Annotated in this window: 29 protein-coding genes; 12 read left to right on the top strand and 17 right to left on the bottom strand. The window is 71.2% G+C overall.

Annotated elements, in window-relative coordinates:
* Positions 1–3: 3 nt before the first annotated feature.
* Positions 4–1,455 carry an aldehyde dehydrogenase family protein gene (locus DPM19_RS18340; protein ID WP_111869172.1) on the bottom strand — a complete coding sequence of 484 codons (1,452 nt, stop codon included), beginning with the start codon at positions 1,453–1,455 and terminating at the stop codon, positions 4–6.
* A gap of 210 nt (positions 1,456–1,665) precedes the next feature.
* Here DPM19_RS18340 and pdhA point away from each other — a divergent pair, with 210 nt between their 5' ends.
* The 3 genes from pdhA to DPM19_RS18325 are packed head-to-tail and all read left to right on the top strand — an operon-like array spanning position 1,666 to position 5,167.
* Positions 1,666–2,766, top strand: coding sequence for a pyruvate dehydrogenase (acetyl-transferring) E1 component subunit alpha (gene pdhA / locus DPM19_RS18335; RefSeq protein ID WP_111869171.1), 1,101 nt, complete (start codon positions 1,666–1,668; stop codon positions 2,764–2,766).
* Positions 2,763–3,734, top strand: coding sequence for an alpha-ketoacid dehydrogenase subunit beta (locus DPM19_RS18330; protein ID WP_111869170.1), 972 nt, complete (start codon positions 2,763–2,765; stop codon positions 3,732–3,734). The genes pdhA and DPM19_RS18330 overlap by 4 nt, the downstream gene beginning before the upstream one ends.
* A 5-nt stretch (positions 3,735–3,739) precedes the next feature.
* Positions 3,740–5,167, top strand: a complete 1,428-nt coding sequence (locus DPM19_RS18325; RefSeq protein ID WP_111869169.1) for a dihydrolipoamide acetyltransferase family protein — start codon at positions 3,740–3,742, stop codon at positions 5,165–5,167.
* A gap of 173 nt (positions 5,168–5,340) precedes the next feature.
* Here DPM19_RS18325 and DPM19_RS18320 read toward each other — a convergent pair whose 3' ends face one another.
* The gene (locus DPM19_RS18320) at positions 5,341–5,835 is read right to left on the bottom strand and encodes a TspO/MBR family protein (RefSeq protein WP_111869168.1); all 495 of its coding nucleotides are present in this window, start codon (positions 5,833–5,835) and stop codon (positions 5,341–5,343) included.
* Positions 5,836–5,959: 124 nt separating this feature from the next.
* Between DPM19_RS18320 and DPM19_RS18315 the strand changes: the two genes are divergently transcribed.
* The 3 genes from DPM19_RS18315 (at position 5,960) to DPM19_RS18305 (ending at position 9,239) form a co-directional block, all read left to right on the top strand.
* Positions 5,960–8,149, top strand: coding sequence for a carbon starvation CstA family protein (locus DPM19_RS18315; protein ID WP_325050256.1), 2,190 nt, complete (start codon positions 5,960–5,962; stop codon positions 8,147–8,149).
* Positions 8,146–8,334 carry a YbdD/YjiX family protein gene (locus DPM19_RS18310; RefSeq protein WP_233510409.1) on the top strand — a complete coding sequence of 63 codons (189 nt, stop codon included), beginning with the start codon at positions 8,146–8,148 and terminating at the stop codon, positions 8,332–8,334. Before DPM19_RS18315 ends, DPM19_RS18310 begins: the two co-directional genes overlap by 4 nt.
* 293 nt (positions 8,335–8,627) lie before the next feature.
* Complete coding sequence (locus DPM19_RS18305; RefSeq protein WP_111869167.1) at positions 8,628–9,239, top strand: cellulose binding domain-containing protein; 612 nt, start codon at positions 8,628–8,630, stop codon at positions 9,237–9,239.
* 25 nt (positions 9,240–9,264) lie between these two features.
* On the opposite strand, the gene DPM19_RS18300 is transcribed toward DPM19_RS18305, so the two are convergent.
* Positions 9,265–11,100: an acyl-CoA dehydrogenase gene (locus tag DPM19_RS18300; RefSeq protein WP_111869166.1), complete on the bottom strand. Its 1,836-nt coding sequence runs from the start codon at positions 11,098–11,100 to the stop codon at positions 9,265–9,267.
* A 340-nt stretch (positions 11,101–11,440) separates the two neighbouring features.
* Here DPM19_RS18300 and DPM19_RS18295 point away from each other — a divergent pair, with 340 nt between their 5' ends.
* From DPM19_RS18295 to DPM19_RS18280, 4 genes are all read left to right on the top strand, one after another.
* On the top strand, positions 11,441–12,223 hold the full coding sequence (locus DPM19_RS18295) for a sporulation protein (RefSeq protein ID WP_111869165.1): 783 nt from the start codon (positions 11,441–11,443) through the stop codon (positions 12,221–12,223).
* A 70-nt stretch (positions 12,224–12,293) separates the two neighbouring features.
* Complete coding sequence (locus tag DPM19_RS18290) at positions 12,294–13,748, top strand: hypothetical protein (protein ID WP_233510408.1); 1,455 nt, start codon at positions 12,294–12,296, stop codon at positions 13,746–13,748.
* A gap of 75 nt (positions 13,749–13,823) precedes the next feature.
* The gene (locus DPM19_RS18285; RefSeq protein ID WP_111869367.1) at positions 13,824–14,567 is read left to right on the top strand and encodes an SDR family oxidoreductase; all 744 of its coding nucleotides are present in this window, start codon (positions 13,824–13,826) and stop codon (positions 14,565–14,567) included.
* Positions 14,568–14,599: 32 nt separating this feature from the next.
* A complete protein-coding gene (locus DPM19_RS18280) occupies positions 14,600–15,934 on the top strand; it encodes a DUF2254 domain-containing protein (protein ID WP_111869164.1) in 1,335 nt (444 codons plus the stop codon).
* 109 nt (positions 15,935–16,043) lie between these two features.
* Here DPM19_RS18280 and DPM19_RS18275 read toward each other — a convergent pair whose 3' ends face one another.
* The 12 genes from DPM19_RS18275 to DPM19_RS18220 all read right to left on the bottom strand — a co-directional run bounded on the left by DPM19_RS18275 (position 16,044) and on the right by DPM19_RS18220 (position 22,636).
* The gene (locus DPM19_RS18275; protein WP_111869163.1) at positions 16,044–16,334 is read right to left on the bottom strand and encodes a gas vesicle protein K; all 291 of its coding nucleotides are present in this window, start codon (positions 16,332–16,334) and stop codon (positions 16,044–16,046) included.
* On the bottom strand, positions 16,327–16,554 hold the full coding sequence (locus tag DPM19_RS18270) for a gas vesicle protein (RefSeq protein ID WP_199485159.1): 228 nt from the start codon (positions 16,552–16,554) through the stop codon (positions 16,327–16,329). The genes DPM19_RS18275 and DPM19_RS18270 overlap by 8 nt, the downstream gene beginning before the upstream one ends.
* Positions 16,551–17,327: a GvpL/GvpF family gas vesicle protein gene (locus tag DPM19_RS18265; RefSeq protein WP_111869162.1), complete on the bottom strand. Its 777-nt coding sequence runs from the start codon at positions 17,325–17,327 to the stop codon at positions 16,551–16,553. Before DPM19_RS18265 ends, DPM19_RS18270 begins: the two co-directional genes overlap by 4 nt.
* Entirely contained in the window at positions 17,320–17,697 is a 378-nt protein-coding gene (locus DPM19_RS18260; RefSeq protein WP_111869161.1) for a gas vesicle protein, read from the bottom strand. Before DPM19_RS18260 ends, DPM19_RS18265 begins: the two co-directional genes overlap by 8 nt.
* Positions 17,694–17,993 (bottom strand): gas vesicle protein GvpO, encoded by a 300-nt coding sequence (locus DPM19_RS18255; RefSeq protein ID WP_233510398.1) that lies wholly within the window; start codon positions 17,991–17,993, stop codon positions 17,694–17,696. The genes DPM19_RS18260 and DPM19_RS18255 overlap by 4 nt, the downstream gene beginning before the upstream one ends.
* 30 nt (positions 17,994–18,023) lie before the next feature.
* Positions 18,024–18,251: a gas vesicle protein GvpG gene (locus DPM19_RS18250; RefSeq protein WP_111869160.1), complete on the bottom strand. Its 228-nt coding sequence runs from the start codon at positions 18,249–18,251 to the stop codon at positions 18,024–18,026.
* Position 18,252: 1 nt separating this feature from the next.
* Positions 18,253–19,008, bottom strand: a complete 756-nt coding sequence (locus tag DPM19_RS18245; protein ID WP_111869159.1) for a GvpL/GvpF family gas vesicle protein — start codon at positions 19,006–19,008, stop codon at positions 18,253–18,255.
* Position 19,009: 1 nt separating this feature from the next.
* The gene (gvpJ, locus tag DPM19_RS37110) at positions 19,010–19,432 is read right to left on the bottom strand and encodes a gas vesicle protein GvpJ (RefSeq protein WP_111869158.1); all 423 of its coding nucleotides are present in this window, start codon (positions 19,430–19,432) and stop codon (positions 19,010–19,012) included.
* Positions 19,429–20,700, bottom strand: a complete 1,272-nt coding sequence (locus DPM19_RS18235; RefSeq protein ID WP_111869157.1) for an SRPBCC family protein — start codon at positions 20,698–20,700, stop codon at positions 19,429–19,431. The genes gvpJ and DPM19_RS18235 overlap by 4 nt, the downstream gene beginning before the upstream one ends.
* Before the next feature lie 3 nt (positions 20,701–20,703).
* Complete coding sequence (locus tag DPM19_RS18230; protein WP_146778907.1) at positions 20,704–21,318, bottom strand: hypothetical protein; 615 nt, start codon at positions 21,316–21,318, stop codon at positions 20,704–20,706.
* 233 nt (positions 21,319–21,551) lie between these two features.
* Positions 21,552–22,160: a rhomboid family intramembrane serine protease gene (locus DPM19_RS18225; RefSeq protein WP_111869155.1), complete on the bottom strand. Its 609-nt coding sequence runs from the start codon at positions 22,158–22,160 to the stop codon at positions 21,552–21,554.
* Positions 22,161–22,375: 215 nt separating this feature from the next.
* The gene (locus tag DPM19_RS18220; protein WP_111869154.1) at positions 22,376–22,636 is read right to left on the bottom strand and encodes a WhiB family transcriptional regulator; all 261 of its coding nucleotides are present in this window, start codon (positions 22,634–22,636) and stop codon (positions 22,376–22,378) included.
* Between the two features lie 127 nt (positions 22,637–22,763).
* Between DPM19_RS18220 and DPM19_RS18215 the strand changes: the two genes are divergently transcribed.
* The gene (locus tag DPM19_RS18215) at positions 22,764–23,222 is read left to right on the top strand and encodes a GNAT family N-acetyltransferase (protein ID WP_111869153.1); all 459 of its coding nucleotides are present in this window, start codon (positions 22,764–22,766) and stop codon (positions 23,220–23,222) included.
* 42 nt (positions 23,223–23,264) lie between these two features.
* Here DPM19_RS18215 and DPM19_RS18210 read toward each other — a convergent pair whose 3' ends face one another.
* Together DPM19_RS18210 and DPM19_RS18205 are read right to left on the bottom strand one after the other, a co-directional pair.
* A complete protein-coding gene (locus tag DPM19_RS18210; protein WP_111869152.1) occupies positions 23,265–24,665 on the bottom strand; it encodes a tyrosine-type recombinase/integrase in 1,401 nt (466 codons plus the stop codon).
* The gene (locus DPM19_RS18205; RefSeq protein WP_111869151.1) at positions 24,665–25,111 is read right to left on the bottom strand and encodes a helix-turn-helix transcriptional regulator; all 447 of its coding nucleotides are present in this window, start codon (positions 25,109–25,111) and stop codon (positions 24,665–24,667) included. Before DPM19_RS18205 ends, DPM19_RS18210 begins: the two co-directional genes overlap by 1 nt.
* Before the next feature lie 177 nt (positions 25,112–25,288).
* Between DPM19_RS18205 and DPM19_RS18200 the strand changes: the two genes are divergently transcribed.
* The gene (locus DPM19_RS18200; RefSeq protein WP_233510380.1) at positions 25,289–25,519 is read left to right on the top strand and encodes a helix-turn-helix transcriptional regulator; all 231 of its coding nucleotides are present in this window, start codon (positions 25,289–25,291) and stop codon (positions 25,517–25,519) included.
* The last annotated feature ends 52 nt before the right edge of the window (positions 25,520–25,571 follow it).

Raw genomic sequence — 25,571 nt, 5'->3', positions numbered from 1 at the left:
AGGTCAGGGCTGGAGGGTGATCAGGCGGATTTCGGTCATCTCCTCGATGGCGTAGGCGGGGCCCTCGCGGGTGTTGCCGGAGTCGCGGACGCCGCCGTAGGGCTGCTGGTCGGAGCGGCTGGTGGGGACCTCGTTGATGAGGACGCCACCGAAGCTGAGGGTCTTGGCCGCCTGCAACGCCTTGGCGATTTCGGCGGTGTAGACGCCGGCCTGGAGGCCGTACCTGGAGTCGTTGGCCTGGGCCAGCGCGTCGTCGAACGAGGTGAAGCGGGTGATCGTGACGATCGGCCCGAAGACCTCCTCGCACTGCACCTTGGCGGTGGCGGGCATGCCCTCGATCACGGTGGGCCGGAACACCACGCCGCCGGGGAGGTGCTCGGCCTCGCCGCCGGTGAGGACCTTGCCGCCCGCCTCGACGGCCTCCTTGACCCACTGCTCCATCCGCTCGGTCTCACCTGCGGAGATCAGCGAGGACACGTCGGTGTGCTCGTCCATCGGGTCGCCGACGCGCAGCCCCTCGACCCGGGTGACCAGGGCGGAGACGAAGTCGTCGGCGATGTCCTCGTGGACGAAGATGCGCTGGGTGGAGATGCACGACTGGCCGGCGTGCGAGAACCCGGCCACCGACGCCTTGGCCGCGGCGGTCTCCCAGTCGCCCGAGGCGTCCACGATCAGCGGCGAGTTGGAGCCCAGCTCCAGCCGGACCTTGGTGCGCGGCGCCTTGGCCACCAGCGCCCAGCCCACCTCGGACGACCCGGTGAACGTCACGTAGGCGACGTCGGGGTGGGTGGCCAGCGCGTCGCCGACCGTCCCGCCGCCGCCGGTCACCACGTTGAGCCAGCCGGCGGGGACGCCCAGCCCGTGCAGCAGTTCGGCCAGCAGCAGCGCCGACACGGGGGTCTGGGAGGCCGGCTTGAGCACCACGGGGCAGCCCGCGGCGATCGCCGGGGCGAGCTTGTGCGCGACGAGGTTGAGGGGAAAGTTGAACGGGGAGATGGCGGCCACCACGCCGACGGGCACCCGCAGCGTGAAGGCGGTCTTGCCGGCGCCGGCGGGGGAGGCGTCCATCGGCACCACCTCGCCGGCCAGGCGGCGGGCCTCGGCGGCGGCGAACGCGAACGTCTCGGCCGCGCGGGCGGCCTCCACCCGGGCGGTCTTGATGGGCTTGGCGGATTCCAGCGCGATGGCCGTGGCGAAGTCCTCGCGGCGGTCGTTGAGCGCGGCCGAGGCCTGCTCCAGCACCCGGATCCGGTCGGTGCGGGCGAAGTCGTCGCGGGCCAGCGCGTTGCGTGCCGCGATCACCGCCCGGTCGACGTCCGCGGGGCCGCCGGCCGGCACCGCGGCCACCAGCGACCCGTCGTAGGGGGCGCGAACTTCGAACTGGCCCTTCTCTCCGACCGATTCCCAGGCGCCGTCGACGAGCATCCCGGGCAACGCGAAACGTGGTTCAGTCATATTCGGCTCCTTCCCTCACGTCTGAAACTACGCTCGCCCGGGGAGGGGCCGAAATGTAGCTCCGCACAAGATCAGGGGTACCGCGTATGACGTGAGGTCTGTCACGATGACGTCAGCGGTCGCACCGTCCCCCCACCCTCGGGACACCGCGGCCCCCGACATCGACCGGCGGCGGCGATCCCGCGGACCGGTCGGGATGAGGAGTGAAACGTGACTGTCGGCGCGCCCGAGACGACCGATCTGATCCAGTTGTTGACGCCGGAAGGCGAACTGGTCGAGCGGCCCGACTACCCCCTGGACCTTTCCGGTGCCGAGATCCGGAGCCTCTACCGCGACCTTGTGATCACCCGCCGGTTCGACCTGGAGGCGGTCGCGCTGACCCGCCAGGGCGAGCTGGGCCTGTGGCCCTCGCTGCTGGGTCAGGAGGCCGCCCAGGTGGGTTCCGCCCGGGCCCTGAACGCCACCGACATGGTGTTCCCGACCTACCGGGAGCACGGGGTGGCCTGGTGCCGCGGCCTGGACCCGCTGCACCTGCTGGGGATGTTCCGTGGAGTCGCCAACGCCGGCTGGGACCCTGCGGCGCACAACTTCCACCTCTACACGATCGTGATCGGCAGCCAGACCCTGCACGCCACCGGCTACGCCATGGGCATCCAGCGGGACGGGGTGCTGGGCACCCCGTCGGCCGCGGCGGCCGTCGCCTACTTCGGTGACGGCGCCACCTCGCAGGGCGACGTGAACGAGGCGTTCGTGTGGGCGTCGGTGTTCAACGCCCCGGTGGTGTTCTTCTGCCAGAACAACCAGTGGGCGATCTCCGAGCCGCTGGAGAAGCAGAGCCGCATCCCGCTGTACCGGCGGGCGCAGGGCTTCGGGTTCCCCGGCCTGCGGGTGGACGGCAACGACGTGTTCGCCTGCCTGGCGGTGACCCGCAAGGCGATGGAGGCCGCCCGCACCGGCCAGGGCCCCACGCTGGTCGAGGCGTACACCTACCGGATGGGGGCGCACACCACCACCGACGACCCCACCCGCTACCGGCTCGCCGCCGAGTTGGAGTCGTGGAAGCTGAAGGATCCGATCGAACGGGTGAAGGCGTATCTGGTGAAGAGCGAGCAGGCCGACGCCGCCTTCTTCGAGGAGGTCGACGCGGAGGCCAAGCAGTACGCCGCCGACCTGCGCCGGCGCTGCCTGGCGCTGCCCGACCCCCAGCCGCTCGACATCTTCCAGAACGTGTACGCCGAGCCGCACCCCCTGCTCGCCGAGGAGCAGCAGCAGTTCGCCGCCTACCTCGCCTCCTTCGAGGACGCGTCATGACCGCCCTGACGCTGGGCCGGGCGCTCAACGCGGGTCTGCGCCAGGCCATGGAGAACGACCCCAAGGTCCTGATCATGGGTGAGGACGTCGGCAAGCTGGGCGGCGTGTTCCGGGTGACCGACGGGCTGCAGAAGGACTTCGGCGAGGAGCGGGTGATCGACACCCCGCTGGCCGAGTCGGGCATCGTGGGCACCGCGATCGGGCTGGCGCTGCGCGGCTACCGGCCGGTGTGCGAGATCCAGTTCGACGGGTTCGTGTTCCCGGCCGTGGACCAGATCATCACCCAGCTCGCCAAGATGCGGCTGCGCTCGCTGGGCGCGCTGCAACTGCCCGTGGTGATCCGTATCCCGTGCGGCGGCGGCATCGGCGCGGTCGAGCACCACAGCGAGTCGCCCGAGGCGTACTTCACGCACACCGCCGGGCTGCGGGTGGTCTCCTGCTCCAACCCGGTGGATGCGTTCACCATGATCCAGCAGTCGGTCGCCTCCCCCGACCCGGTGATCTTCTTCGAGCCCAAGCGGCGCTACTGGGACAAGGCGGACGTCGAGACGGACTCGACGGACTGGACCCCGCTGCACCGGGCCAAGGTGGTCCGGCCGGGCGACGACGTCACGCTGCTGGCGTACGGCCCGATGGTGAAGACCTGCCTGGAGGCGGCCGTCGCCGACGAGGACCACTCGATCGAGGTGATCGACCTGCGGTCGCTGAACCCGCTCGACATCGAGACGGTGACGGAGTCGGTGCAGCGCACTGGCCGGTGCGTGGTGGCGCACGAGGCCCCGGTGTTCTCCGGGTACGGCGCCGAGCTGGCGGCCCGGATCACCGAGCGCTGCTTCTACCACCTGTCGGCGCCGGTGCTGCGGGTCGGCGGGTTCTCCACACCCTACCCGCCGTCCCGGATCGAGGAGCACTACCTGCCCGACCTCGACCGCATCCTGGACGCCGTCGACCGGGTCTTCGGGTGGTGAGCGCGATGACCGAGCGGAAGTCCTTCAAGCTGCCCGACGTCGGCGAGGGCCTCACCGAGGCCGAGATCGTCCGGTGGCACGTCGCCCCCGGCGACGAGATCGAGATGAACCAGATCGTGGTGGAGATCGAGACCGCCAAGGCGATCGTCGAGCTGCCCAGCCCGTACGAGGGCGTGGTGGCCGAGCTGCACGTCGCCGAGGGCGAGACCGTGGACGTGGGCGTCCCGATCATCTCGGTGGACGTGGCCGGCGAGCCGGGAGCGGCGCCGGCCGCCCCGCCCGCGCCGGAGGCCGCGGCGCTCAAGGAGGACCTGGTCCCGTCCCCGGCCGCCGACCCGGGCACCCACATCGGCCCGGAGACCGGCCCGGACGTCCCGGCGAAATCTCCGGGCGAGCCCGCGCGGGTGCCGGTGCTCGTCGGTTACGGCGTGCGGCCGGGTGCCACGAAGCGGCGGCCCCGGCGCCGTCCACAGCCTGTGGACGAACCCGCGCGGCGCCCCGCGGGCCAGGCCGCGCGACCTGTCGCGGACCAGCCCACGCGCCGCGCCGTGGACCGGCCCGCGCGGGGCGTCGTCGCGCTGGCCACCCCGCCGGTGCGGAAGCTGGCCAAGGATCTCGGCATCGACCTCGCCGCGCTCTCCGGCACAGGCCCACGCGGCTCGGTCACCCGCGAGGACGTGCGGGCCGCCGCGGACCGGACGACCGCCGCTCCGGCGGCTCCCGTCGCAGCCGGCACGGTCCGGGAGCAGCGGATCCCCGTCCGGGGGGTGCGCCGCAGCACCGCCGCCGCGGTGACCAGGTCGGCCTTCACCGCCCCGCACGTCACCGAGTTCCTCCAGGTCGACGCGACCGAGACCGTCGAACTCGTCCGCCGGCTGCGCGAGCTGCCGGAGTTCGCCGAGGTCAAGGTCTCGCCGCTGCTGCTGGTCGCACGGGCGCTGCTGGTGGCGGTCCGGCGGCACCCGATGATCAACGCGCGGTGGACCGACGACGAGATCATCATCCCCGAGTACGTCAACCTGGGGATCGCGGTCGCCACCGAGCGCGGCCTGGTCGTGCCGAACATCAAGGACGCCCAGAACCTGTCCCTGCCCGAACTCGCGACGGCGCTGGGCGGGCTGGCCGAGACCGCGCGGGCGGGCCGGAGCTCGCTGGAGAACCTGACCGGCGGCACGATCAGCATCACCAACGTCGGGGTCTTCGGGGTGGACGCGGGAACGCCGATCCTCACCCCCGGCGAGTCGGCGAACCTGGCGTTCGGCCAGATCCGCGAGCTGCCCTGGGTGCGCCGGGGCGAGCTCGCGATCCGCCGGGTGACGACCCTGTCGCTGTCCTTCGACCACCGGGTGGTGGACGGGGAACTCGGCTCGGCGGTGCTCCGCGACGTCGGCGCGATGGTCGAGGACCCGGCACGCATGCTCGCCTGGTCCTGACCGGCTGACCGGCCTGGTCCACCCGCCCGGGGTGCCTGCCTGGGCGGGCGGACCGGCCCTCTCTCCACCTGCGCGAAAGGCATCTGGGCGGGCGCCGTCCCCTCCGCCGGGAGGGGCGCTCCGGGCGGGTCACATCGGCCGCGTCGTACGGCCGGGCGAGCGCTCCGGGCGGGTCAGGTGTTGGCCGTCCAGATGGCGAAGTTCAGCGCGGCGGCGTAGGTCACCCACAGCCAGTACGGCAGCAGCAGCCACGTGGCCGGCCGCGACAGCGGCCGGAACACCAGCACCGTCGCGCCGATCGCGAGCCACAGCAGGGCGATGTCGAGCATCGCCCACCCGTACTGCCCGGCGCCGAAGAAGATCGGGGTCCAGGCGGCGTTCAGGACGAGCTGCACGGCGTAGACCGCGAGCGCCGGGGGCGTGCCGTGCCGCCGCCAGACCAGCCAGCCGGAGACGGCGATCATCGCGTACAGCACCGACCAGACCGGGCCGAAAAGCCAGGAGGGCGGGGCCCAGCCGGGCTTGTCCAGCGCGGCGTACTCCTGCCCCGTGCCGCTGACGCCCAGCGCGCCGACCAGTGCGGCAAGGGCGGCCAGTACCCCGAAGACCACCAGGCCGGCGGCCTGGAGGGAGATGGCGCGGGACGGGCGTTCAGTGTGGACGACCATGGACGTCTCCTCTCGCGGTGGAGGGCCTCTTACCCGGTTCCGCGAGTGGTTCACATACCGGGTTTGGGCTGATCCCATTCTGGGGAAGCAGTGACGCAGGTCACTCGTTCCCCCGGAGGGTGCCTTGTCCGACACGATGTCGCCGCCCACCCCGCAACGACGTTTCTCTCCCCGGCAGGTGCTCATCTGGGGCACGGTCAGCGTCATCGGGGCCGTGTGCTGGGCCGTCCTCGCCCTGTCGCGCGGCGAGGAGGTCTCCGCCGCCTGGCTGGTCTTCGCCGCGCTGGCCTCGTACGCGATCGCCTACCGCTTCTACGCCCGCTTCATCGTCCGCCGGGTGCTGGGTGTCGACGACACCCGGGCCACCCCGGCCGAGCGCGTCGACAACGGGACCGACTTCCAGCCGACCGACCGGCGGGTGCTGTTCGGGCACCACTTCGCCGCCATCGCCGGGGCCGGTCCGCTGGTCGGCCCGGTGCTGGCCGCGCAGATGGGCTACCTGCCCGGCACCCTGTGGATCATCGTCGGGGTCATCTTCGCGGGCGCTGTCCAGGACATGGTCATCCTGTTCTTCTCGATGCGTCGGGGCGGTCGCAGCCTGGGCCAGATGGCCCGCGAGGAGATCGGCCCGGTGGGTGGCGTGGCGGCGCTGATCGCGGTGCTCGCCATCATGGTGATCCTGCTGGCGGTGCTGGCGCTGGTGGTGGTGAACGCGCTCAAGGGCTCGCCGTGGGGCGCCTTCTCGATCGCGATGACCGTCCCGATCGCGCTGTTCATGGGCTTCTACCTGCGCTACCTGCGGCCCGGCCGGGTGATCGAGACCTCCGCGATCGGGATCGTGCTGCTGCTGCTCGCCATCGTGGGCGGCGGCTGGGTGGCCGAGTCGTCGCTCGCCGACACGTTCACGCTGTCGCCGCAGGCGCTGACCCTCTGGCTGATCGCCTACGGGTTCGTGGCGTCGGTGCTGCCGGTGTGGATGCTGCTGGCCCCGCGCGACTACCTGAGCTCCTTCATGAAGATCGGGGTCATCGCCCTGCTGGCCGTGGCGATCGTCCTGGCGCTGCCGAGCATGAAGACCGAGGCGTTCACCGACTTCGCCTTCAACGGCCAGGGCCCGGTGTTCGCGGGCTCGCTGTTCCCGTTCGTGTTCATCATCATCGCCTGCGGGGCGCTGTCGGGCTTCCACGCGCTGGTCGCCTCCGGCACCACGCCGAAGCTGATCGAGAAGGAGTCGCAGGTCCGGGTGGTCGGCTACGGCGCGATGCTCGCCGAGTCGTTCGTCGCCGTAATGGCGCTGGTGGCCGCCTGCATCATCGACCCCGGGCTCTACTTCGCGATGAACATGCCGACCCCGGCGCTCGGCCCGACGCTGGAGTCGGCGTCCCAGGCGGTGGCGTCGATCGGCTTCACCATCACGCCCGACCAGCTCGCCGCGGCGGCCCGCTCGGTGGAGGAGGCCACCCTGGTCGGCCGTAGCGGCGGCGCGCCGACGCTGGCCGTGGGGATCAGCGAGATCTTCTCCCAGATCTTCGGCGGGGACGCGCTGCGCGCCTTCTGGTACCACTTCGCGATCATGTTCGAGGCGTTGTTCATCCTGACCACCGTGGACGCCGGGACCCGGGTCGGCCGGTTCATGCTCCAGGACACCGCCGGCAACGTCTGGAAGCGGGCCGGGGACGTGTCCTGGTGGCCCGGCCGGTACGTCGCCAGCGCGGTGATCGTGGGCGCCTGGGGCTACTTCCTGTGGGCCGGGGTGAACGACCCGCTGGGCGGGATCAACCAGCTCTTCCCGCTGTTCGGCATCGCCAACCAGTTGCTGGCCGCGATCGCCCTGGTCGTCGCCACCACCCTGCTGATCAAGGCCGGCAAGGTGAAGTACGTCTGGGTCACGCTGGTGCCGCTGGCCTGGGACGCGACGGTGACGCTGACCGCGTCCTGGCAGAAGGTGTTCTCCGACGACCCCAAGGTGGGCTTCTTCGCCCAGCGCGAGCAGTACCAGCAGGCGCTGGACGCCGGGCAGACCTCGCTGGGCACCGCCAAGACCGTCGAGCAGATGGAGCAGGTCGTGCTGAACACCACCGTGGACGGGCTGCTCGCCGCCTTCTTCGCACTCCTGGTGATCATCATTCTGGTCGACGCCGCCCGGGTGTGGATCAGGGCGCTGCGCACCGGCCCGCTGCCCACCACCGAGGACCCGTACGTGAAGTCGGAGATCTGGGCGCCGTCCGGCCTGATCCCCACCGCCGAGGAACGCGCACACATGCGGGCGGCCAGGACCGCCGAGGCCCCCAGGACCCCGGAGCCCGCGCCGTGAACGCCCGGCCGATGCTGCGCGGCCTGTGGCGGTGGGCGCGGGAGTTCGCCGGGGAGCGGGCCTACGAGGTCTACCTGGAGCACCACCACGCCAGGCATCCCGGCGAGCCGCCCCTGCCGGAGCGGGAGTTCTGGCGGCGGCGCACCGACGACCGGGAGCGCAACCCGCGGGCGCGCTGCTGTTGACCCGGTGGTTGTCGCACGGTCAGTGAGGTATCGGACGGAACCGTCCGATACCTCACTGACGTCTGTGTGGCCGGTGATGGTGGTGATTCCCACGTTGCCCACCTGGCCACTCTGCTACCGTCGTGGCGCTGTTTGTCCGATCTTCAAGGCATGGGACCGAGATGTCAGGTCTTGTCGACCCGAAACCGGCGTCCCTGCGACCAACCTCACGGGGACGGCGCGCGGGGACCCGGCGGCGTGAGCGGCCGACCCCCTGGTTCAGGCGTCCCCTCACGAAGTTCCTGGGCGCGGCGGTGCTGACGGCCGCCGTCATCATCGGCACCGCCGTCCTGCTGTCCGGCGGCAAGGACGACTTCTCGACGATCCAGCCCATGGACCCGTGCCTGCCGGACGGCTGCGAGCCGACCATGGCCGCGATCACCGATCCCCCCAGCCCGCCGGTGCGGGCCACCCCCACGCCCTCCCGCACCCCGACCGCCTCGCCGACGCCCGGCCGGACCCGCACCGCGACGCCGACCCGGCCCCCCGGGGACGGGCGCGGCGGCGACCGCGGGGACGACCGGCCCGGCCGCGGCCCCGACCGGCCGGACTGGCCGGGCGGCCGGCCGGACACCGACGTCGACTACCGCACCGTCTCCAGCGAGTGGTGGGGCGGCGACTTCGAAGGCTCGCTCACGATCGTCAACCGCGGCGACCGCACCCTGGACCGCTGGGAGCTGCGCTTCTCCTACGACGACGGCCGGGTCACCGACCTGGAGCCGGGTAACTGGCGCAGGGAGGGGGACACGGTCATCGTGTCCGGCGGCGCCATCCCGCCGGGCGGCCGGGTCGTCATCACCTACGAGGTCGATGACGGGCGCGCCGGCCCCCCGGACGGCTGCAGCCTCAACGGGCGCGGCTGCTGACGGAGGGGCCGGCGGACATGCCGGCTTAGAAGGCCGCCTCGGGCAGTTCCATGACGTCCAGCGTGGTGGCCTCGGTGACCACCCGGTCGGACGCGATCCGCGGCAGAACCGTCGCGCAGAAGAACTGTGCGGCGGCCACCTTGCCCTGGTAGAAGTCCTGGTCGGACGCCGACACGTCGCCGCCGTCCAGCCTGGCCAGCGCGATCTCGGCCTGGCGGCAGAGCAGCCAGCCGACGATCAGGTCGCCGAGCCCCAGCAGCAGGCGGCTGCTGTTCAGCCCGACCTTGTAGATCTCCTTCGGGTTCTCCATCGAGGCCAGCGCCCACCCGACCATCGGGTTGAGGATGCCCTCGACGTTGTCCAGCGCCTGGCCGAGCAGCGCCCGCTCGGTCTTGAGCCGGCCGTTGCCCGCGTCGCTTGTCACGAACTCCCGGATCTGGTCGGAGAGCACCTTGAGGGCGGCGCCGTTGTCCCGCACGATCTTCCGGAAGAACAGGTCCAGGCCCTGGATCGCGGTGGTGCCCTCGTACAGGGTGTCGATCTTGGCGTCCCGGATGTACTGCTCGATGGGGTACTCCTGCAGGAAGCCGGAGCCGCCCAGGGTCTGCAGCGACTCGGAGCCGAGCAGCGCGTAGGCCCGCTCGGAGCCGAAGCCCTTGACGATCGGCAGCAGCAGGTCGTTGACCTTCTCGGCGAGCTCGTCCCGGCGGCCTTCGTGCTCGGCGATCCGCACCGCGTCCTGGTAGGTGGCGGTGAGCAGGACCAGCGCGCGCATCCCCTCGGAGTAGGCCTTCTGCGTCAGCAGGCTGCGGCGCACGTCGGGGTGGTGGGTGATGGGCACCCGGGGCGCGGTCTTGTCGGTCATCTGGGTGAGGTCGGCGCCCTGCACCCGCTCCTTGGCGTACTCCAGCGCGTTGAGGTAGCCGGTGGACAGGGTGGCGATCGCCTTGGTGCCGACCATCATCCGGGCGTACTCGATGACGAGGAACATCTGCTTGATGCCCTCGTGCACGTCGCCGACCAGGTAGCCGACGGCGGGGTGCCGCTCGCCGAAGGTGAGTTCGCAGGTCGTGGAGACCTTGATGCCCATCTTCTTCTCGAGGTTGGTGACGTAGACGCCGTTGCGCTCGCCCAGCTCACCGCTCTCCAGGTCGACCATGAACTTGGGCACCAGGAACAGCGACAGGCCCTTGGTACCGGGGCCGGCCCCCTCGGGGCGGGCCAGCACCAGGTGGAAGATGTTCTCGGACATGTCGTGCTCGGCCGAGGTGATGAAGCGCTTGACGCCCTCGATGTGCCAGGTGCCGTCGGGCTGCTCGATCGCCTTGGCCCGGCCGGCGCCGACGTCGGAGCCCGCGTCGGGCTCGGTCAGCACCATGGTGGCGCCCCACTCGCGCTCCAGGGCGAGCTGGGCGAACCGCTTCTGGTCGGCGTTGCCGATGTTCCACAGGATCTGGGCGAAGCCGGGGCCGGAGGAGAACATGTACACGGCCGGGTTGGCGCCCAGGATCAGCTCCGACACGGCCCAGGTGAGGCTGCGCGGGGCGTTGCTGCCGCCGAAGTCGGACGACAGGTCGATGCGGTACCACTCGGCGTCCATGTAGGTCCGGTAGGACTTCTTGAAGCCCTCCGGCATCGTCACGGTGCCGGTGGCGGGGTCGAAGACCGGCGGGTGGCGGTCGCCCTCCTCGAAGGAGTCGGCGACCACGCCGGTGGCGAGGCGGTCCACCTCGTCGAGGATGCTGCGGACGGTGTCCTCGTCCAGATCCGCGTACGGGCCGGACCCCAGGACCTCCTGTCGGTTGAAGACCTCGAAGAGGTTGAACTCCAGGTCCCGGACGTTGCTCTTGTAGTGCCCCATGGAACGCTTCCTTTCGGCTCCGCCCCGCCGCCCTCGGGCTCATGTCCGCCGAGGGGCGTTCGCGCCCTGCCTCTATACCGGTCAGTAACTCACCATCATGCTACCCGCGAGTAACCATGGCAAGAACCCGTAAAAGATGGACTTGCCCGGGCCGGACCACTATGGGGTGCGCCCCGCCGTGGAGATAGCCCCGCAGCCGCGAAAAAGGCCGGGCGACACGCTCATACCACCGAAGTGGTGTGATCTAGAGCACACCATGCCGGAGATATGGGAACGTAAAGTCCGTCAGCCGCGACTAAAGAACGAAGGCGCGCGCCGCGCCCGCAGTACGGGAGGAACATTGGTTTTCAAGAAGCTGAAGCAGGCGTTGGGCGTCGGGGGCCCTTCGGTCGAGACGATCCTGCACAACCCCAACACCACGCCCGGGGGGACCATCACCGGCGAGGTGAACCTGCTCGGCGGCGACCACGTCTCCGACATCATCAGCGTCAACCTCGCGCTGAAGAGCCGGGTGGAGGTCGAGTCCGGCGACAACGAGTACCACACCGACCTGGAGTACTCGAAGGTCCGCCTGACGGGGGCCTTCCAGTTGCAGCCCGGCATGCGGCACAGCCTGCCCTTCCAGTTCCACGTCCCGTGGGAGGCCCCGCTCACCCACATGTACGGCCAGCCGCTGCGCGGCACCACCGTGGGCGTGTCCACCGAGCTCGAGGTGGCGCGGGCGCTCGACCCGGGCGACCTCGACCCCATCGCGGTCCACCCGCTGCCCGCCCAGGAGCGCATCCTGGCCGCCTTCGCCAACCTCGGCTTCCGGTTCCGCAACGCCGACTGCGAGAAGGGCCGCATCTGGGGCGTCCACCAGGAGCTGCCCTTCTACCAGGAGATCGAGTTCTACCCGGCGCCGCAGTACGCCAGCGGCATCAAGCAGCTCGAAGTCACCTTCGTCTCCTACCCGACCTCCATGGAGGTCGTGCTGGAGCTCGACAAGCGCGGTGTCTTCACCGAGGGGCACGACTCGTTCGCCCGCTTCACCGTCGACTACGCCAGCGCCCAGAACACCAACTGGGAGCAGCAGCTGGAGGGTTTCCTCCAGCAGGCCGCCCGGCGCCGCGGCTTCTTCTAAGCCGCACCGGAGGCCGGGGAGGGCGGCGCCCTCCCCGGCCTCTCCCTTTCTCCCGTGAGGTGATGGCCGCGTGCTCGACCTGGAGCTGACCGAGCCCGAGCGGCGGCTGTGGGACGCCTACCCAACCGGCGCCATGGTCGAGCTCGGCCCCGACCTGCCCGCCGAGCCGGCGCCCGGGCGGACCGTCCGCGCCGAGGTCGTCTGCCGGCTGCTGCTCGGCGCCGTCGAGCGGCGCCCCGGGCACGTCCCGGCGATCCGGCTGCGCGGCGCGTACCTCACCGGACGGATCGACGTCATGGGCGGGACGGTCGACTGCGAGTTCCGGCTGGAGTTCTGCCACCTGGCCGAGGCGCCGATGTTCGCCAACGCGCAGACCCGGCACCTCAGGTTCGCCGCCTGCCGGATGCCCGGCTTCGACGGCGGCGGGCTGCGCGCCGACGGCTACCTCAGCATGTCCGGGTCGGTGATCGACGGCGAGGTGCGGCTGCCGCGGGCGCAGATCTCCGACGGCCTGCGGATGAACGACACCAGGATCACCGAGACCGATCCGCAGAAGTGGGGGCTGTTCTCCGGCGCCCTACAGGTCGACGCCGGGGCGTTCTTCCGCGACGCCGAGATCACCGGCGGGGTCCGGCTGGTCGGCGCCCGGATGAACGGCGGCCTGTTCATGGTGGGCGCCACCCTGCGCAACCCGGGCCGGATGGCGCTGGACGGGCAGAACCTCGTGGTCGATGACGCCTGCGAGCTGAGCCGCGGGTTCACCGCCGAGGGCACCGTCCGGCTGCGCGGCGCCCGGGTCAACGGCACCCTGTCCTTCGACCAGGCGATCGTCCGCGCCCCCGGCCGGCGGCTCGCCCTGCAACTGAGCCACATGCAGGTCGACGAGCTGATCCTCGCCCTCGCCGAGCCGCCCCGGGAACCGGTCTCCCTGGCGCACTCCCGGCTCGGCGTCCTGCTCGACCCGCCCGAGTCGTGGGCCGCCGAGCTGTACCTCAACGGGCTGGTGTACGAGTCGCTGCGGGCCGCCCCGCCGCCGCGCTGGCTGGAGTGGGTGGCCCGGGACATCGACGGTTTCCACCCCCAGCCGTACGAGCAGCTCGCCACCTGGTACCGCGGCACCGGCCACGAGGACCTGGCCCGCCGCGCCCAGCTCGCCAAGCTGCGCGCCCGCCGCCCCATGCTCCGGCCTCCCGGCCGCGTCTGGAGCCGGCTCCTCGACCTCACCGTCGGCTACGGCTACCGCCCCTGGCGGGCGTTCATGTGGTTCGCGCTGCTGCTCGCCGCCGGCACGACGGTCTTCTCTGCGGAGCGCCCGCGCCCGCTCAAGCCGCCGGCCGAGCGCCCGCACTACAACGCGTTCATCTACACCCTCGACCACCTGATCCCGATCCCCACCTTCGGCCAGCGCGAGCTGTGGGATCCGCTGGGCTGGACCCAGTGGCTGGCCTACGCCCTGATCGCCGCCGGCTGGGTCCTGGCCACCGCCCTGATCGCCGGCATGACCCGCGTGCTGCGGCCGAACTGAAAGGATCTCAGCGGATTTCGGCACCTGACGAACGTTCTCCCGCGCGAGAGATCCGGATCGGGGAGAATGACCCGCATGGGGACTTTCGTCATCACCGGGGCCACAGGCGGGATCGGGCGGGCGACGGCCGGCCTGCTGGCCGAACGCGGGCACGACCTGGTGGTGCTCGGCCGGTCCGCCGAGCGGCTGGGCTCCCTGGCCAGGGAACTCGGCGGAGCGCACGCCCGGACGCTGGTCATCGACCCCTCCGGAGCGACGAGCGGGGGCGGCCGGGCGACGGTGTACCCCGTGGTGCTCGACCTGACCGAGCCGCGGCGGATGGAGGCGGCGCTGGCCGAGGCCGACCTGCCCGGGCGGATCGACGGCGTCGTGCACAGCGCGGGTGTGATCGACCTGGGCCGGGTGGCCGAGCAGGACGCCGACCACTGGATCGACCAGCTCATGGTCAACCTGGTGGCCGCGGCCGAGCTGACCCGCCTGCTGCTGCCCGCGCTGCGCGACGCCCGCGGCCAGGTCGTCTTCGTCAACTCCGGGGCGGGGCTGCGGGCCCACCCGGGCTGGTCGGCGTACGCCGCCAGCAAGCAGGGCCTGAAGGCGCTGGCCGACGCGCTGCGCGCCGAAGAGCCCGACCTGCGGGTGACCAGTGTGTACCCGGGACGCACCGCCACCGAGATGCAGCGCAAAACCCGCGCCCAGGAGGGGCTGGACTACGACCCGGCCGACTACATCGCCCCGGCGACCGTGGCCCGGGTGGTGGTCGACGCGCTGGAAACCCCCCGCGACGCCGTGATCTCCGAAGTCATCGTGCGACCCGCCTAGCCTAGAAGGCCACGCCGGGGGTACCGGCACCTGTGCGCCCGTTCACCCCGCGCCGGCCCCAGGCCGAGCGTTCCCGCGGCCCGCTGTGGCTGTGGCCCGCGATCGGCAGCCTGGTGGCCCTCGGCTGCGGGCTGCTGACGGTCCGGGTGAGCCTGTTCCCCTCGCACCCGCTGGCCTGGCTGCGCTGGCCCGGTGACACCAACGCGGCCAAGTCCCTGCTGGAGGCGCTGGCCTCCTCGGTCATCACCGTCACCGGCCTGGCCTTCTCGCTGACCGTCGTCACGCTGCAACTGGCCTCGCAGCAGTTCTCACCGCGCCTGCTGCGGGAATTCACCCGGGACCGGGTGATCAAAGCCGTCCTGTGCGTACTGGTCAGCACCTTCGTGTACACCATCACGGTGCTGCGGTACCTCGAAGCCGGCCGGCCCGTCCCCGACCTGGCGCTGTTCATCGCCTCGCTGCTGGGCCTGGCCGAGCTGGCGGCCGTCCTCGCCCTCATCACGCACGTGGCGCGGCTGCTGCGGGTGGACACGATGATGCGCATGGTCCACGACGAGACCGCCCACGCGATCCGGACGCTCCGGCCGGCGTACGACGACCCGCCCTCCCGGCCGGCGGACGGGACGCGCTCCGGTGGCAGAAGCGTGCCCGCCGGCTCCAGCGGCTTCGTCAGGATCATCGACGTCGGCCCGCTGCTGCGCGCGGCCCGCACCACCGATGCCCTGATCGGCGTCGGGGTGCACCCCGGCGACCACGTCGTCCGCGGCACTCCCGTGGCCTCCGTCTGGAGCCGCGCGGACCGGCCGCTCGACCTTCCCGCGATCGAGGCGGCCGTCCAGGAGAGCATCCGGCTGGGCTACGAACGCGCCGCCGAGCAGGACATCGCATACGGGTTCCGCCAGCTCACCGACATCGCGGTCAAAGCGCTGTCCCCAGGCATCAACGATCCCGTCACCGCGGCCCACTCCATCGGGCACACGGCCGACCTCCTCGTGCGGCTCACCGGCCGATGGCTCGGCGGCGCCGTGTACGAGGACGGCGCGGGCCGGGTCGAGTTGCCCGACCGCGGCCTGGCGTACTACCTCGAACTGGCCTGCGGGCAGGTGCGCCGGTACGGCCGGCGGGAACCCACGGTACTGATCGCGTTGCTGCGGATGCTGCGCGACGTCGCGGTCGCCGCCCGGGACGACGAGCAGCGCGCGCAGATCGCCCGCCAGACCGACCTCGTCGTGGCCGAGGTGCCCTCCTCGCTGGGATCGCATGACACCGAGCAGGTCGGGGACATGGCCGAGCGGGTCCGGCAGGCGCTGCACGGTGAGGTCCGGCGGGCCTACCGGGACCCTGACGGCGGCACCCGCTCCCTCTGACCTCCCGCGCGGCCCGTCCGAGCCGAGGGAGTGCGCGACGCGGCCGTGCGGGACGGGCGGCCGCGCAGCGAACGAGCGAGGCGCGGGCGGAACGGCCCCCTCCGAGCATTCAGTCCGTGGGCAGCAGGGTGCCGAGCGGGCCGAGGTCGAGGTTGAGGTCGCTCGGCGACAGGTCGAAGCGCTCGCACAGCTCGGCCATGGCCTCCTCCAGGCGCATCAGCGTGGTGCCCACCGCCTCGATCTGCTCGTCGGTCAGGTCGCCCCGGTCGAACCGGCGGATGCACTGGCGTTCCACGAGCTGGCGGACGAGTTCGACGACGGTGAGCACCAGCCGGGTCAGGTCGCGCTCGACGTTCTCGGCGTCCGTCTCGATCCGCCGGCACGGCCCAGGCTCAGCCATGGCGGACCGTCCCCGGAACGCCGTAATCGTCCACCGAGGAGATCAGCACCCGCAGCGAGATCCGGACGAGGTCGACGTCGGCGATGGCCAGGACCAGGTCCCCGTGCAGCACGACCCCGCCGCCCAGCAACCGGTCGAGCAGGTCCACGAGCGTCGCCCGCTCGACCGGCAGGTCGGTCGTCTCCGCCAGGCGGTGCCCCCGCGACGGTTCGACCGTCACGGCGGAACCCCCTCGGACTCCAGGACGGTGAAGGAGTACGGCGCCCACGGTCCGGTGAGCTCGATGCCGACCTCCGGCCCGCGCAGCGCGGCGACGGCGGTCGCGAACTCGTCGCCCCGCTCGGCGTCGACGAGGTAGGCGCCGTTGAGCACCATCCACTCGTCCCGGCCGGACAGTCTCGGGTCCTGGGCGCGGTGCCGCCGGCTCTCCACCGCGACGGCCGACAGGGCGGCGTCGACCCGGTCCCCGTGCGCGGTCGCGCGGCGCAGGGCGTCGTCGCGGTCGCGCATGCCGGCCCGGCGGCGGCGCAGGTAGGCGGCCCCGGACCGGTCGGCCGCCGTGCCCGGGCCGGCGGCGGGCCGGGCCACGGTCTGCGGGTCCACGTACACCTTCACCCCCCACTCCTGCCGTCCGGCCACCGAGTCGAGCGTCGCGGAGAACTCCGCGAGCCGCCGCTCCAGCAGCTCGCGCACCTGGCCGTCGCCCGCGTAGACGGTCACCAGCCGGACGGGCGCCGTGGGGGCGAGCCGGGCCACGACGTCGACCACCTGGTGGTGGGCGCGGGCGGTCGCCTCCAGCCAGGCGAGGTCCTCCAGGTTGCGGGCCAGCGCGTCCTCGCCGAACTCGGCCAGCGGCACCGTGCCGACGTAGCCGGCCAGCCCCGCGTGCGCGATCGTCCGGACGGGGGTTCCGGCGACGCCGGTCAGGCCGTCCGGCAGGGCCTCGCCCGTTTCCTGGGCGATGGCGTACAGGTAGGTTCCGGAGTCAGTCACTCGCCCGCCCCGCCCAGAGCCGTTCCTTCCGTTCGTCGTCCTCCTCGGCCGCGGCCGGGCGCGCGCCGTCCTCCAGCGCGGCGAGCCGGTGGCGGAGGCGCCGGTTCTCCTCCTCCAGCCGGTGCTGTTTCCCGCTCAGCCACGGGTCCTGCTGCCACCAGTCGATCCCCAGCTCGCGGGCGGTCTCCACGGAGACGATCAGCAGCCGCAGCTTGATGGTCAGCAGTTCGATGTCGAGCAGGTTGACGCGGATGTCGCCCGCGATCACGATCCCCTTGTCCAGGACCCGTTCCAGGATGTCGCCGAGGTTCGCCGGCTGATGTCCGTAGGTCGGGACGATCGGGCCCTGCGATGAACGCGCGTACGTCACGAGACCTCCTTGCCGCGCCCGCGCGAGTAGCGCTGGGTTCTGCGGTACGCCACCAGCGACCCGTCCAGGTCGAGTTCGATCTCGTAGCTGGCGAGAATGTCCGATGCCGAGGGGATACGTCCGTCTTCGAGCATCTCCACCTCGACGAGCCAGCCGTCCTCCGTGGGCTCCACGGAGGTGACCCCTTCCGGGGTCTTCGACGTGATCTCGGCGATCTGCCGGGATCCGGCCTTGGCGGCGTCCATCACCGAGAGGCCGTTCTCGTACTCCTTGCTTTCTTCTTCGTCGGCGGGCACAGGTCCCCCTTTCGCTGTGCGGCCGTGGCCCTAGCGGGCCGGAAACGCGCGGCCGAGGATCTCCTCCGTCGCCCGGGCCTCCTCTTCCGCGGAGATCAGGCCGGCCGCTCTCTCCTGTTCCACCTTCTCCAGCTCGCGGCGGAGCGCCGCCGGGCCCCGCAGCTCCCGTTCGGCCTGCTCCTGCAGCAGCTCCCCGATCCTGACCACGCCCAGTACCGGCAGCGCCGGCAGCGCCACGATCATGGTCAGCAGTCCCATGTCAGCCTCCCGGTGTGAGGACGAAGTCGTACGGGGCGATCGGGCCCTGCAGGCGCAGGTCCGCCCGCTCCTCCCACTCCCGGCCGACCTTGCCCACCGCGTCCTCGAACTCGGAGCGCCGGGCGGAGTCCACCAGGAAGGCGACGTGTGCGGCGTCCAGGTGGTGCGTCGGCTCGCGCACGGCGCTCAGCACGCAGTACGGGGACACGGTCTCGATCAACCGGCCGGTGTCGGTCTCGCGCTTGGCCTCGACCGCTCGGTAGAGCAGTTCCCCCAGCCGGACCCGGGCCTCGTAGGCCTCCTTCTCGCCCCTGCCCCGGATCTGCTCGCGCAACCGGGCCGCCGCCGCGTTCTCCCCGACCACCTCCGTCAGGACGGCGCGCTCGACGTAGCGGCCCCGCACCACGTACTCGACCCGCCCCTCCAGTTCGGCGAGGGCGGCGCGGAACCCGGCCTCGTTGGGAGCCAGCAGCTCGCGGACCACCGCCCGCGCGTCCGTCATGACCGCGCCGAACCGCATGGGCAGCACGGGGACGTCGCGGGCGGCGTCGTCCAGCAGGCGCTGGTGCGCCATCAGGTCCGCCGGCCGGCCGAGCGGGACCACCGGGTCGACCTCGCTCACCAGGGCGGCGACGTCGCCCTGCCGCACCACGTCCACCGGGCGGTCGGCGAGGCCGCGCGCGTCGGAAGTCAGCTCGACGTCCGCCGGGACGATGCCGTACACGTAGCAGGCGGCCGGTTGCTCGGAAGTCGGCATCTCATCCCTCCCGGGAACGGTTGCGGCGACGGACCGCCGGCTGTTCGGCCTCGTCCGGCTCCGGCGCGGCTTCCAGCACCTGCTCGTCACCGGCCGCCAGCGCCTCTTCTCCGGCGCCCTCCGGAAGTTCCCGTTCCTTCCCGCCGCCGCCCGTGACGCTGCTCAGGATGCCGCCCACCAGGTCCGGCACCCCCGGCTTCTCCTTCTCGGCGAGGTCCAGCCGGTTGGTGGCCTCCGCGAACTGCAGGTAGGTGTCGACGCTGGCCACGACGATGCGGGCGTCGATGGTCAGCAACTGGATCCCGAGCAGGGAGACGCTGACGTAGGCGTCGATGACGAGGCCCTTGTCCAGGATCGTGTCGATGACGTCGGCGAGCCCGCCGGAGGACGACCCCCCGCCCCCGCCCGGCTGGACGACCGTCATTCCTCGGCCCCCCTGGTCCGCCGGGTGCGCCGGGGCCCCGTCGTGGTCGTGGTGGTCGTACTGCGGGTGGTGCGCCGGGCGACCCGGCGGGGCGCCCGCCTGCGCGGGGCCTCCCGCTCCTCGGCCTCCTCCTCGGGAGCGGCTTCCTCTTCGGCCGCGGGCTCGCGCTCCCCAGCTTCCTCCTCCTCGGCGGCGCCTTCCTCCTCAGCGGCGGGCTCGCGCCCCTCGGCCTCCTCCTCGGCCGCGGGCTCGCGCTCCCCGGCTTCCTCCTCGGCGGCGCCTTCCTCCTCAGCGGCGGCCTCGCGCCCCTCGGCCTCCTCCTCTTCGGCCGCGGGCTCGCGTCCCTCGGCCCCCTCTTCGGCGGCCTCACGCTCCTCACGCATCGCGGTCTCTTGATCCTTGACGACCTTGCTGTCGCGGATCTCACCGCGCCAGCCCTCGACCTCGTCCTGCTTCAGGAGGGAGTTGACCATCACGTGCCGCCGGAAGTGCTTGAGTTCCAGCCGCGCCCGCCGGCCCTGGGCCCGCCAGATGTTGCCGGTGTGCTCGAAGAGTCCCTTGGGGTGGTACTCCAGGACCAGCACGATGCGGGTGAGCTCGGGAGCGAGCTCGTGGAACGTCACGGCCCCGTCGACGTGCCCCTTGGCCCCGGTGGAGCGCCACACGATCCGGGTGTCCGGGATCTGCTCGATGATCGTCGCGTCCCACCGGCGGTGCGACCAGAAGACCTGCGCCTGCCAGGCGAGCTTCTCGTCGGACTCCTGGTTGACGTTCTCGACCTTCTTCATGAAGCTCGGGAACTCCTGGAACAGGGTCCACTGATCGTAGGTCAGCCGCAGCGGAGCACCGACGTCGATCGTCTCGATGATGTTGGTGACCTTCAGCTTGCCGCCCTTGCGCCCACCGCCGCCGAGCTTGCCGCCGAACATGCCCTTGACCAGGTTCTTGGCCGCGCCGAAGCCGGCGCCCAGCAGCTTGCCGCCCATCTTCTGCTTCAGCGAGGGGCCGCCGTCACCGCCCTGGGCCACGGCTCCGGTCAGCGCGGACATCAGGCCCGAGCCACCGCCCCCCTCGGCGTAGTCCGTCAGCCGGTCGGTGGCCGATTCGACCTTGTCGGCCACGGACGACAGCGCCCGCTTCCCCAGGACGCCGACGAGGTTCTGGGCTTCTCCCACCAGCCGGTCGGTGTGCAGCTCGTCGGTGAGTCCCCCCACCGGGGTCTTCTGTGCGACGTCCTCCAGCTTTCCGGTAATCGCTTGCTTCACCATGGCTCACCCCCGCTTCCCTAGAGCGGACGCTTCCTTGACGCTGTCAGCGGCCTTGGTCTTGGCAGCGGCCTTGGTCCTGCCTGCGGCCTTGGACTTGGCAGCGGTCTTGGTCCTGTCAGCGGCCTTGGTCCTGCCGGCAGCCTTGGTACCCGTGGCGGCGGGCTTCCGCACCTTCCGCGGTTCCTCGGCGGGTTCCTCGGCGGCGTGCAGGTTGCCGCGGCCCCGCGGTTTCGGCCGTTCCTCCCGTGTCCGGGCGGGCTTGTCGCCGGTCTCCTTCCCGGCGGCCGTCTTCTCCGGCCCGGCCGGGCGGCTCATGGCCTCGGCGCGCTCGCGCAGCTTCGTGCTCAGCGCGTCCATCTGGTTGTTCACCGCGGCGACGGCCGCGGCCCGGCCCGCCTCGGACAGGCTGCCCCGGACGTTCTCGGCGAGCGCCTTCAGCTCCGGCGAGGAGCCGAGCAGTTGCGTTCCCTGCGCGACCAGCTCCCCGGCCGGGCCCTTGGGCAGTTTGCGGGACGACGCTCCGACCCCGGCGAGGGCGAGCGCCCACCGCAGCTTGCGGGTCCGGCCCAGGCAGTAGCCCGCGCCGACGGCCAGGGCCATCTGCACCTTACGTTCCACGATCTCCCCCTTGGCTGCGCGGGCAAATGGGATCCCGATCCCGACCCACCGCCACGGCCCGGTAACCCCAGGGCCTGCAAGCAGAGGTGGACGAGAATCCACATCTGCTGAATTGGGATATTTGCCAGTGATATGTCCGCGAGCAGGGCTTGCACTACCCGAAGCAATGTTCGCGAAACTCGCCTGACCAGGGCGAACAGACCGGCCAGCCGGTCATGCGGGGAATGTCGTGTTCAGCCCCGGCGGCGGCGCAGCACCCAGGCGGCGACGATGCCGCCGACCAGTCCGAACAGGTGACCCTGCCAGGAGATGCCCTGATCGCCGGGGACCAGGCCGAGCAGCATGGTGGTGCCGTACAGCACGACGACCACGAGCGCGATCGCGATGTCGGCGAGGTGCCGTTCGAAGAGGCCGCGGCCCACCAGGTAGCCGAAGTAGCCGAACACCAGGATGCTCGCGCCGAGCGTCTCGCTGCCGGGCGGGGCGATGAACCAGATGCCCAGCCCGCCCACCACGATGATGAGCAGGTTGGCCGCCACGAACTTGGCGAACCCGCGCACCGCGGCCAGGAAGCCGAGCACGGCGAACGGCACCGTGTTCGCCATCAGGTGCCCGAAGCCGCCGTGCAGGAACGGCGCGCTGAAGATCTGCGGCAGGTCGTCAACGTTGCGGGCCTGGATGCCGTAGTGGTCCAGTTCACCGCTCATCATGTAGTCGGCGAACTCCAGCCCCCACATGACCACGATCAGCACACCGATCGTGAAGGCCGCCGAGACCGCCCGGCCGGCCTGGGTGACCAGCCCCTCGCTGAGACGGGTGTCAGGGACCCTCGAATCGTTCATGCCGCCACCGTCGCACTCGCCTCGGATGCCGTTAGGACAAACGAATCAGTGCTGCCCAGAGTGCCGTAAATCATGCTCGTTCGGAACGGATCTCAATAAAGGATCAGCCCGACCGGTGATCGAACCCGGTCAGGCTGTGTCGGTTATCGCCTTCGCCTCGTCGCGCGCTCCGCGGGCCGCTCGTCCCTCACGGACCGCTCCGCGCACTCCGCCGCTCAGGCGGCGGCGATGCGGCGGCGGAGGTAGCGGCGTTCCTCCGGCGTGGTGCCGCCCCAGATGCCGTCGGGCTCGCCGGCCCGCAGCGCCCAGTCGAGGCACTCGGCGCGGACGGAGCAGCCGCCGCAGACGGCCTTGGCCTGGGCTTCCTGGTGCTTGAACACCTCGGCCGCGTATCCGATCGGGTAGAACAACTCGGGATCGACGCCCCTGCATGCGGCGTCGTCGGTCCAGTGCTCGTCGTCGTTGTGATCGATCATGAGGATGCTCCGAAAGGGTGGCGGGAGTTCCACGATTCACTGTAGTACTACAAGCCGTAGTACTACAAGCCATCCTGAAACCGCGCCGAAGGCCCGGGATACCCTGACCCGTGTGCGGGATCCAGAGGTGTCTTTCCGGGAAGCACGGCGTGAAGATCTACCCGGGATCGTCGGCCTGCTCGCCGACGACCCCCTCGGCAGCACTCGCGAGGAACCCGGCACCGACCTGCCGGAGGCCTACTGGAAGGCGTTCGACGCCATCGAGAAGGACGCCAACAACGCGATCATCGTGGCCGAGATCGACGGCGCCATCGCGGGCACCTTCCAGCTCACCTACATCCCGAGCATCAGCCACACCGGCGGCGAGCGCGCGCAGATCGAGGGCATCCGGGTGGCCCCCGAACACCGGGGCCGGGGCATCGGCCAAATCATGATCGACTGGGCCATCGAGCAGGCCCGGGCCCGCGGCTGCCGGGTCGTCCAGCTCACCGCCGACCGCCAGCGCACGAACGCCATCCGCTTCTACCAGAAGATCGGCTTCCGCCCGTCCCACATGGGCCTGAAATACCCCCTGATCGAAAGCTGAGCCCGATCACGCCCCTGACCTGGTCAGCACGGGCGAGCAGGGTCACGCGGTACCCGCCTGTTCCGCCACTGTTCCGTCAGAGTGTTGATCTTGAACGGCGCGGAGACGGAACAGAGACCGGTCGATCGCGTTCCGCGCGGCCTCGAAAGTCTCCTCGGTCGTGTGCCCGTACACCCCGAGCGTGACCGGCAGCCCCTTCCGGCTGTGCCCCATGAAGTCCATGACCCCGTTCAGCGGCACCCCGGCATCGAGCAGCGTCGTTGAGAACCAGTGCCGTAGAGCGTGCGGGCCGTGCTCGCGGGCCGCCTCGAACGAGTAGGCGCTCCACTGGTTCTTGACCGCCGGGCCGATGATCCCGGCCGCCGCGATCGCCGGTTTCCACACCTTCTCGTTGAACGACGACGTCTGAAGGTTCTGGCCCTCCGACCGCATCTTCGCGCCCCGGCCGCGCCGCCGCGGCTCCCCCTCCGCCGGCTGGTGGTTCGGGAGGAACTCCCCGCCACGCCACACGAACAGCAGCATGGCCGTGTGCTCGTCGTCGACCTCGCCGTCCTCGCCCATCCACGGCAGGGAGCACCGGACCGGCGGGTAGGCGTCGATGTGCGCGCGGGCCGTCGCGGCGACCCCCGGCGACAGCGGGACGTCGCGGGTCTTGCCGCCCTTGGGCAGCTTGAACACGATGCGCTTGCCGACCCTGATGAGCTGCCGGCCGATGTGGACCTTCCCGGCGTCGAAGTCGAAGTCGTCGACGGCCAGGCCGAACGCCTCACCCTGGCGGACCCCGCACCCGGCCGACACGATCGGGATCGCCCTGTAGGGGTCCGGGTGGTGGTCGATGACCGTCCACACCTGGCCGACGTCCCACGGCTCTCGTTCCTTGGTGTCTCGGCGCGGGACGGGGACGATCGGGGACCGGACCGGGTTGTCCTTGCGCATCCCGTCGGCGACGGCCATGTCGAAGATGCTCCGCAGGATCCAGTGTGCGAGTTCCACCGTGGATTCCCCACGCGCCTTGCTCAGCGCGCGTTGCCATTCGAGGACTTCCGACGGCAGCACCGCCGACACCCGCCGCTCAGCGAACGTCGGTTCAACGTGCAGGCGGAGCGCGGTCTCGTAGCGGAGGTACGCGTTCCCGCCGACGTCGCACAGCCGTAGCCACTTGCGCCCGAGCGGCCCGAGCAGGTTCTTGCCGGCGTCCGGGTCGATGTACTCCCCGCGGTCGACGTCGGCTTCCATCCGGCCCGCGTGCGTCTTCGCGTCGACCTGCTTCTTGAACGCCCTGGACTTCTCCTTGCCGTCCGGGTCGACCCACACCGCGAGCCAGCGCTTCGCGTCCTTGCTACCGCCGTTGTCCGGGTGCCGCTTCGTCTTCCGCTTGATCCTCTTCTTCGGGTTAGCCGGGTCGGAGACCTCGGAGAACCACAGATCTTTCACACGGGCCATCAGTCATGCCCCCATCTGAGTTCGGCGGCTTCCTCCTCCGCGGCTTCAAGGTCACAGGCTTCGCGGAAGGCGTGGCGGGCAGCCTCGCGTCGTCGCTCCAGGTCGCGGAGGAGTTCGACGCTCTCCTCGTGTTCTTGCGCGGCCCGTTCGGCGCGGCGTTTCGCTTCGACCGCGCGAAGCTCCGCGTGCGCCGTCAACGACTGGGTGATCCGATAGGCGGACTCCGCCTTGGAAACGTGCTCTGACCCTGGCGTGTTGCCGAGCATGTCGTCGACGGTCAGGCCAAAGAAGTAGGCGAGCGCTACGGCCTCGTTCAGTCGGACGGGCCTCGCCCCCGCCTCAGTCTTGGCCACGGTCGTCTGCCGCCAGGAGAAGCCGGCCGCCGTCATCATCTGGGCGACGTCCTCTTGTGAGAGCCCCCGGGCGGTGCGCATCCCCCGGAGCACGACCCCTAGCTGCGCTTCTGGGCTCGCCCCGTCTCCCCACAGCCCCCCGCCCTCTTGCGTTGGCTCGCGTTTATTCTCCACGGGAATACACGGTACAGACCGGTTGAGGTTGACACTAGCCTCATGCGGCGATCATCCTTGCTGGGAATAACCAACGCATCCCGGAAGAGGATGGCCGTGATCGACTCTCGAACACCCCTCGCGACCGAACCGCAGGCAGACCCGTTCCTCACCACCAACGAGGTGGCCGCCCGCTACCGGACGGCCCCGGGCACCGTCCGCTACTGGCGGCACGCGGGCACCGGCCCCCGGTCCTTCAAAGTCGGCAAGCGCGTGCTCTACCGCGAATCCGAACTCATCCGATGGGAGCAGGAGCGCGACGCCGAACAGAACGGCACCGGCCAGTGACCCCGGACATGCGAACGGGCGAGCCCGCCAGCTCGCCCGCCGCCCTCATGCC

The sequence above is a fragment of the Actinomadura craniellae genome (assembly GCF_003289645.1).
GTDB classification, from domain to species: Bacteria; Actinomycetota; Actinomycetes; order Streptosporangiales; family Streptosporangiaceae; genus Actinomadura_D; species Actinomadura_D craniellae.
This window is presented reverse-complemented; position numbering and strand designations above follow the sequence as displayed.